This is a genomic window from Flavobacterium sp., assembly GCF_029242675.1.
In the GTDB taxonomy this organism is placed as follows: domain Bacteria; phylum Bacteroidota; class Bacteroidia; order Flavobacteriales; family Flavobacteriaceae; genus Flavobacterium.
In genome coordinates, this window is the sequence record NZ_JAQWTM010000060.1 from 1 (window position 1) to 7,479 (window position 7,479).

At 35.6% G+C, this 7,479-nt stretch carries 4 protein-coding genes; 1 reads left to right on the forward strand and 3 read right to left on the reverse strand.

Annotated elements, in window-relative coordinates; genetic code table 11:
- A partial coding sequence (locus tag P8M54_RS02385) for a SulP family inorganic anion transporter (protein WP_300284635.1) occupies positions 1-146 on the reverse strand: 146 nt, incomplete at its 3' end.
- A gap of 360 nt (positions 147-506) precedes the next feature.
- On the opposite strand from P8M54_RS02385, the gene P8M54_RS02390 reads away from it, so the two are divergent.
- Positions 507-5,756: an endonuclease gene (locus P8M54_RS02390; protein WP_300284631.1), complete on the forward strand. Its 5,250-nt coding sequence runs from the start codon at positions 507-509 to the stop codon at positions 5,754-5,756.
- 242 nt (positions 5,757-5,998) lie between these two features.
- Here P8M54_RS02390 and P8M54_RS16310 read toward each other — a convergent pair whose 3' ends face one another.
- Complete coding sequence (locus tag P8M54_RS16310; RefSeq protein ID WP_366525113.1) at positions 5,999-6,250, reverse strand: ATP-binding protein; 252 nt, start codon at positions 6,248-6,250, stop codon at positions 5,999-6,001.
- Positions 6,226-7,479: PAS domain-containing protein (locus tag P8M54_RS02395; protein ID WP_300284633.1), on the reverse strand; the 1,254-nt coding region annotated here is incomplete at its 5' end. The genes P8M54_RS16310 and P8M54_RS02395, both read right to left, overlap by 25 nt.

Consider the following 7,479-nt stretch of genomic DNA (forward strand, 5'->3'; position numbering starts at 1 on the left):
AGTCCAACTAATGGTGGGAAACCTGCTAAAATTGCAAACGAAAGTGATTCAGGAATCATAGTCATGGCAACGGTTAAGCCTGCTAAGATTTCTGTTTTAAAGTTTACTTTTTGTGAAAAATCAAATAAGTTAAAGTACTGTTTCATTTGTTGAATTAAAAGCTTTGAAAAAAAAGACGATGGTATAATAGCTGGATTACTACTGTTTACTACCATAATACAATGGTAAAACAAACAGCTTCAAAGGTATAACTAGACACTAAAATCGAAGTTTTCCCGATATCCAACTGCAAATGTATATCTTTTAAATTGACGGTCAAAGTGAAGTAGTCAAACTGCTCATCAAACGGTTTTATACATAAATACTTATTGAATTATTCAATTTACTGATTTATCAATTTTTTACGGAGACTTTTTGTTAATAATTTTAACAATTTGTTAATACTATCTGTCAAAATAAAATGTGATAATGAATATATTTACGATCGATTAATTTATACCTTAACTATGAAGCAATTTTACTTAAAAAGACAGTCATTTTTTATTGCTGTATTCTCTCTATTAAGTGTCATTTCGTTTGGTCAAATTCCCTCTTATTACAACGGAACCAACATTAGCCAAAATGGAAACACTTTAAAAACTAGCCTTGCGACTTTAATAAGCCGCAATACCATAAATTTAACCTATACTCCCGGAGTATGGGATGCTTTAAAGCAAACCGACTTAGATCCAACTGATCCTACTAAGGTTTTGTTGATTTATGGTTACAATGATACCGATACCGATATCACAAATGATAGAACTCGAGCAAAAGATGCTAACGGGGGAAATCAAGGAAATTGGAACAGAGAGCATGTTTATGCACGATCATTAGGTAATCCTAATTTAGGTAGTGAAGGACCTGGAAGTGATGCGCACCATTTGCGTGCATCGGACATTACTTTAAATGCTACAAGAAACAACTACCCTTTTGGAGCTGGAACTGGAAATTCTAAATTAATTAACGGAACTTACTGGTATCCGGGTGATGAATGGAAAGGTGATGTAGCTCGAATGGTAATGTATATGTATGTGCGTTATGGTAATCAATGTTTACCTAACGTGGTTGCTGTAGGATCAAAAACTTTTAGTGCTGATATCCCTGATGTGCTTTTACAGTGGAATGCTGAAGATCCAGTATCTCAAGTAGAGCTTAATAGAAATACAATTTTGGAGGGTGTTCAAGGTAATCGTAATCCTTTTATTGACAATCCTGCCTTTGCAACAGCTATATGGGGCGGACCTCAAGCGCAAAATAGATTTGATGGTAGTGTTCAAATTGACACTCAAGCTCCAACTGTACCAGCAACACTTTTTGCTACAAACACTACAGCTACTGGTACTTCATTAAGTTGGGTACAATCTACAGATAATGTTGGGGTTTTAGGATACCGAATCTATAACGGAACCGTATTACTTGCATCTTCATCATCAGCAAATTATGTTTTTACAGATTTAGTTGCCAATACTAACTATACTTTTTCGATAAAAGCATTCGATGCTGCAGGAAATATTTCAGGTAGCAGTAATAGTGTAGCGGTTAAAACGTTGGCTGGTACTCCACCGCCTGCTCCAACAACCTCAGTCGTTTTTATCAACGAAATTCACTACGATAATGTAGGAACAGATGTAGGCGAAGGCGTTGAAATCGCTGGAACTGCTGGAACTGATTTAACATGTTGGAGTATTATTCCTTACAACGGTGCTGATGGTAAAACGTATAATCCTGTGGGAACTTTATCAGGCATTATACCTAATCAATCAAATGGTTTTGGAACTGTTTTCGTTGCAATTGCTGGTTTACAAAACGGATCTCCTGATGGTATAGCTCTTGTAGATGCTACAGGTAAAGCAGTGCAGTTTTTAAGCTATGAAGGAGTATTTGTTGCTACAAACGGTCCTGCCAACGGTATGACTAGTATTGATATTGGAGTTGTAGAAAACGGTACAGAAGCTGTTGGTTTATCTTTACAATTAAAAGGAAAAGGGACCCAATACAGTGATTTTACTTGGCAAGCTATGACAGCAAGTAGCTATGGAGCTATCAATGTTGGACAGTCTTTTTCGACCATCAAAATTCCTCTAACTGCTCCTGCAAATGCTGTGGCGACCAATACAACTGCAACTAGCACTACCCTATCTTGGGATACAGTAGCTGCAGCAGTATCTTATGAAATTTATGATGGAACCACATTAGTTGCAGCTACAACAAGCACTACGTTCACTTTTACTACTTTAACTGCAAATACTGACTATAATTTTACAGTAGTAGCTTTAGATGCTGATGATAACACATCCGCAGCTAGCAATACTGTGGCTGTAAAAACATTGAATAATAGTATACCTGTAACGGCAGGGGCTGTGTTTATAAATGAAATTCACTATGATAACGCAGGTGCTGACATTGAGGAAGGTGTCGAAATTGCTGGAATTGCTGGAATTGATGTGACAGGATGGAAAATTATTCCTTACAACGGTGCTGATGGTAAAACGTACAATCCTGTGGGAACTTTATCAGGCATTATACCTAATCAATTAAATGGATACGGTACTATATCAGTGGCTATTCCTGGACTTCAAAACGGTTCTCCTGATGGTGTAGCCTTAGTTGATGCTAATAATAATGTAATTCAATTCTTGAGTTATGAAGGTAGTTTTACGGCTACTAACGGACCAGCGATTGGTAAGACTAGTATTGACATTGGAATTGCTGAAGCTAGTACTGCAACAGTAGGAAACTCTCTGCAGCTAGTTGGGCGAGGAACAAAATATAGCGATTTTACTTGGGAGGCTGCGGTAAGCACCTTTGGTAAAACCAATAAAGGGCAAAAATTTGGTGATTTAGTATTCATCAATGAAATTCATTACGATAACGCTGGAACAGATGTTGGTGAAGGAGTAGAAATAGCTGGATATGCCGGTATTAATTTAACAGGATGGAGCCTTGTTCCTTACAATGGATCTGACGGAAAAAGTTACACTCCAATTATAAACTTATCTGGTGTTATAACAGATCAATTAAATGGTTACGGAACCGTTTTTAGTCCTATCCCTAATCTACAAAACGGATCTCCTGACGGAATCGCATTAGTAGATCCAAATGGAAAAGTAATTCAGTTTTTAAGTTACGAAGGTAGTTTTACTGCTACCAATGGTCCAGCAAATGGATTAACAAGCACGGATATAGGTATTGCTGAGGCTAGTAATGCAACTATAGGAACTTCACTTCAATTAACTGGAGCAGGGTTTACTTATGCTGATTTTACTTGGCAAGCCGCAAATTCTACTTACGGAGCTATTAACAAAGGACAGTTTTTTGGAAATGCAAGCGAAATAATTGTAGTATTACCAATTGCTGAGGCTAGAGCAAAAGCCGATGGAGAAATTGTAACTGTGACAGGAACATTGACTGTTTCGGACCAATTTGCAGGTAGCGCATACATTCAAGATGCCACAGGTGCGATTGCTGTATTTGACAAAACAGTTCATGGTGCGGGCTTGTTCAAAATAGGAGATTCCGTTACTATCACAGGAACAAGAAGTACTTTTACTGGTCAAGTTCAAATTAGTCCGGTAAGTGCTGTAACTAACAACGGACCTTCAAGTAATCCAATACAGGTTAAAACAATAACGTTAAACGAAATGGTAAACCACCCAGCGGAGTTGGTTCGAATTGTAAATACTACTTTCCCTAAGCCAGGAGAAATGATGTTTGGAAACTCTAGTATCAATATTACTGATGCTAGTGGAACGGCTCAATTGCGTTTAGACGCAGATGTAAGTGAACTTGTAGGCTTTGCACAACCTGCAAACTGCAATGAGATTATAGGTGTTGTTTCAAATTATTTCGCTACCCAGCAAATACTCCCAAGAATGAGAACAGACTTCCCATGTGCTAATAAGTACCAACAAACAGGAAGTGACTTGAGTATTTCAATGGATAAAACTTTTGATGTAGCAACTTGGAACGTAGCCTGGTTTGGTGATGAAACAAATTCACCAGCAAAAGGAAAACCAAATTCAGATGCGATCCAAAAAGAAGCTGTTAAAAATGTATTGCAGCAACTTGACGCTGATATCTACGCTGTAGAAGAAGTATCTGATGATGTACTTTTCGCTCAAATGGTTAGTGAAATGAACGATTATAGTTTTGTTTTATCAGAAGCGACCTCATATCCTAGCGATAACACTAGTCCAAAGCAGAAAGTAGGTTTTATTTACAAAAATAAAACAGTGAAACCAGTGAAAACTAAAGTTTTATTGGAAACAATTCATCCCTATTACAATGGAGGTAGTACAACTGCCATAGCGAATTATCCAGATGCTGATAAATCAAGATTTTTTGCTAGCGGAAGATTACCTTTTATGCTAATCGCTGACGTAACAATTGGTGGAGAAACCAAACAGATTAACATCATTGACTTACATGCCAGAGCCAATACAAGCGGCGGTGAACAAGGAAAGTATGACATGCGTAAATTTGACGTCGAAGTATTGAAAGACACACTAGATGCTCAGTATCCGACTGCAAACTTGATATTGTTAGGGGATTATAACGATGATGTAGACTTTACTGTATCGAATGTACCAACAACAGTCTCGACTTTTGACGCTTATGTAAAGGACAGTGCTCGATATAGAATTCTGACTAAAACATTAAGCGAACAAGGATTTAGATCGTATGCTACTTTTGAAAACATGATTGATCATATTACGGTATCTAATGAACTAGCCGACCTTTATATTGACGGATCAGCAAGAGTTCATTATGAGTTTTTTGATGCTAATTATACCAAAACAGCTTCAGATCACTTCCCTGTTTCAGCAAGATTGCAACTAAAGGCACTAACATTAGGTGCTATAACTTCCACCAATGTAACGTGCAAAGGTGAGGCCAATGGAACAGCAAAAGTAACTGTATCAGGCGGAATCGCTCCTTATGTTTACACTTGGAGTACAGGAGGAAAAACAAGCGAATTGACAGGTCTAAATCCGGGACAATATTCGGTTGAAATTACAGATGCTTTAAACAATAAAAAAACAGCTAGTTTTACGATCACTGAACCTACGTTACTTACAATTCCAACTACTGCTACAGCAACAGTTTACTTTGGTTACACTAAAAATGCGTGTACTACACTTGCTGCTGGAGAGGTAACTGGAGGTGTTAAACCGTATACTTACGAATGGAGTAATGGAGCAAAAACTCCAAGTATAACCGTTTGTCCAGAGACTACTACTACTTATACTTTAATAGTAAAAGACGCTAATGGTTGTATATCGGCTACAGAGAAAACAGTGACTGTAATCGACGTGAGATGTGGCAATAACCCGAAAAACCCTAAAGTAGAGATCTGTCATAATGGAAAAACAATTTGCATTGATGAAAATGCAGTTGCAAGCCATTTAGCACATGGCGATACCCTTGGTAATTGTTCTGCACAAATTGATCAAAGAACAACATTTACGGATGTTGTTATATATCCAAATCCTTTTGTCAATACTGTAAATGTTACTGTTGACAGTTTAATAAATGTAAAAGTTGAACTTGTTGTTTACAATTTTAATGGACAAGTAATCCAACAAACTTCACATGATGTAAAAAGTGGTAATTCTGATATAATTCTAACATTATCAAACTTAGCAAAAGGAAATTATTTCTTAAAAACAATTGTGAATGGTAAAGTACAAGATGTAAAGTTTTTAATTAAAAAGTAAAATTTACTTCCCTACTTTTTTTAAATAATTAAATTCAAACCGCCAAAAACAATTTTGGCGGTTTTTTCTATTTAAAAAAAATTTTAATCAGTTGACTTTCTTTTATTTTTTGTAAAAAACTAAAGTTAGTAAAAACAATACCTCAAACAATCCTAATCTCAATCTACCAATAGTTAGAACTTGGTTATTTGATTACAATTCTAAAATAAACAATTGTACTGATAACGATACTGTCTAGGAGCTTATTTAGGAAAATTAAAAACAAAACTGGCCCCTTCCTTAAAGTTGGAATCAATAGCTATTTTGCCGTTTTTACCTTCAATAATTTTTTTTACAATTGATAACCCAATTCCGGCACTTTCAATTATATCTCTCGCTTCAATTGTTTGAAAAACGCCAAAAACTTTTTCCTGGTATTTCTCCGAAATACCAGGGCCATTGTCTCTTATTGTAAATTCATGAAAATCATCTAACTCTTGATATAAAAATTCAATTTACCTCTTTTCTTATCATTATACTTTACTGCATTACTAACAATATTACTAATAACTTGATCAACTAATATTTTAGCACTAAAAACAACCGGCAAATTTTCGCTAATATAAATATCAAAACGATCTAGAGGTACCAAATTATCTATAATTTGGTCTAGTAATAACCTTATAGAAACTTTCTCAATAGGTAAATTTTCTTTTCCTATTCTCGAATAGTCCAAAATACCATTTATTAAATTTTCCATTCTAAAAATCCTACCCTGTAAAAGTTCAAAGTTTACTTTTATATCTGGAGGCATTTGCGGCATATCTTCAACAATCCAGCCTGCAAGATTATCGATCGCTCGCAAGGGGGCTTTTAAGTCGTGTGCAACTATATAAGAAAACTGATCTAGCTCTTTATTTTTTTCAACCAAATCCTCTAAAGTATGCGTCAAATTTTCTTGCAGTACCTTTTGTTCCGTCATATCAACAATAATTGATATGTATTGATATATCTGTCCTTTACTGTCTTTACAGGGAACAACAATCATTTTATTCCAAAAAAGTGTACCATCTTTTGCTTTCGTTTCAAGTTCACCTCTCCAAATATCACCTTTAGTAATAGTTTTTAATATATTGATTGTTAATTCTGCAGGCGCGTGGCTAGATAGGAGCATGTGGTTAGTGCCTAATAACTCGGCTCTACTATACTTTGAAAATGCACAAAAATTATCACTTACATACGTATAATTTCCATTAATATCTGCAATGGAGACTATGGCTGCTTCATCTAGTGCAGCTCGAATATCTAAAATTTCTTTAGACTTGTCTTGTATTTTTTGCTTTGCAATTGCCGCTTCAGTTACATCTTGAATTAAACCTTTAAGCCCAATGTGCTCTCCATTTCTATTTTTAAACGGTCTTCCCGTTTCAGATATAAATTTTACTCTATTGTCAGGAAAAACAATTTTATAAACCACATTGTAGTCTTCTCCCGTTTTTAACACTTTTGAGTCCAATTCCTCTAGTACATCTAAATCACTTTTATCTACTCTTTTTTGCCAAGCCATATAAAGTTCGTTAGCTGGCACATCCTCTAATTCAAAAATGGATATAAAACCGGGAGAAAATAAAACTTCTTTTGTGGATGATTTCAATTGCCAACTACCCGTTTTTGAAATCCCCTCTGTTTCATCCAGTAATTTACTCGTTTTCAGTAAGCTTAATTCTATTTTTTTTTTCGGCTG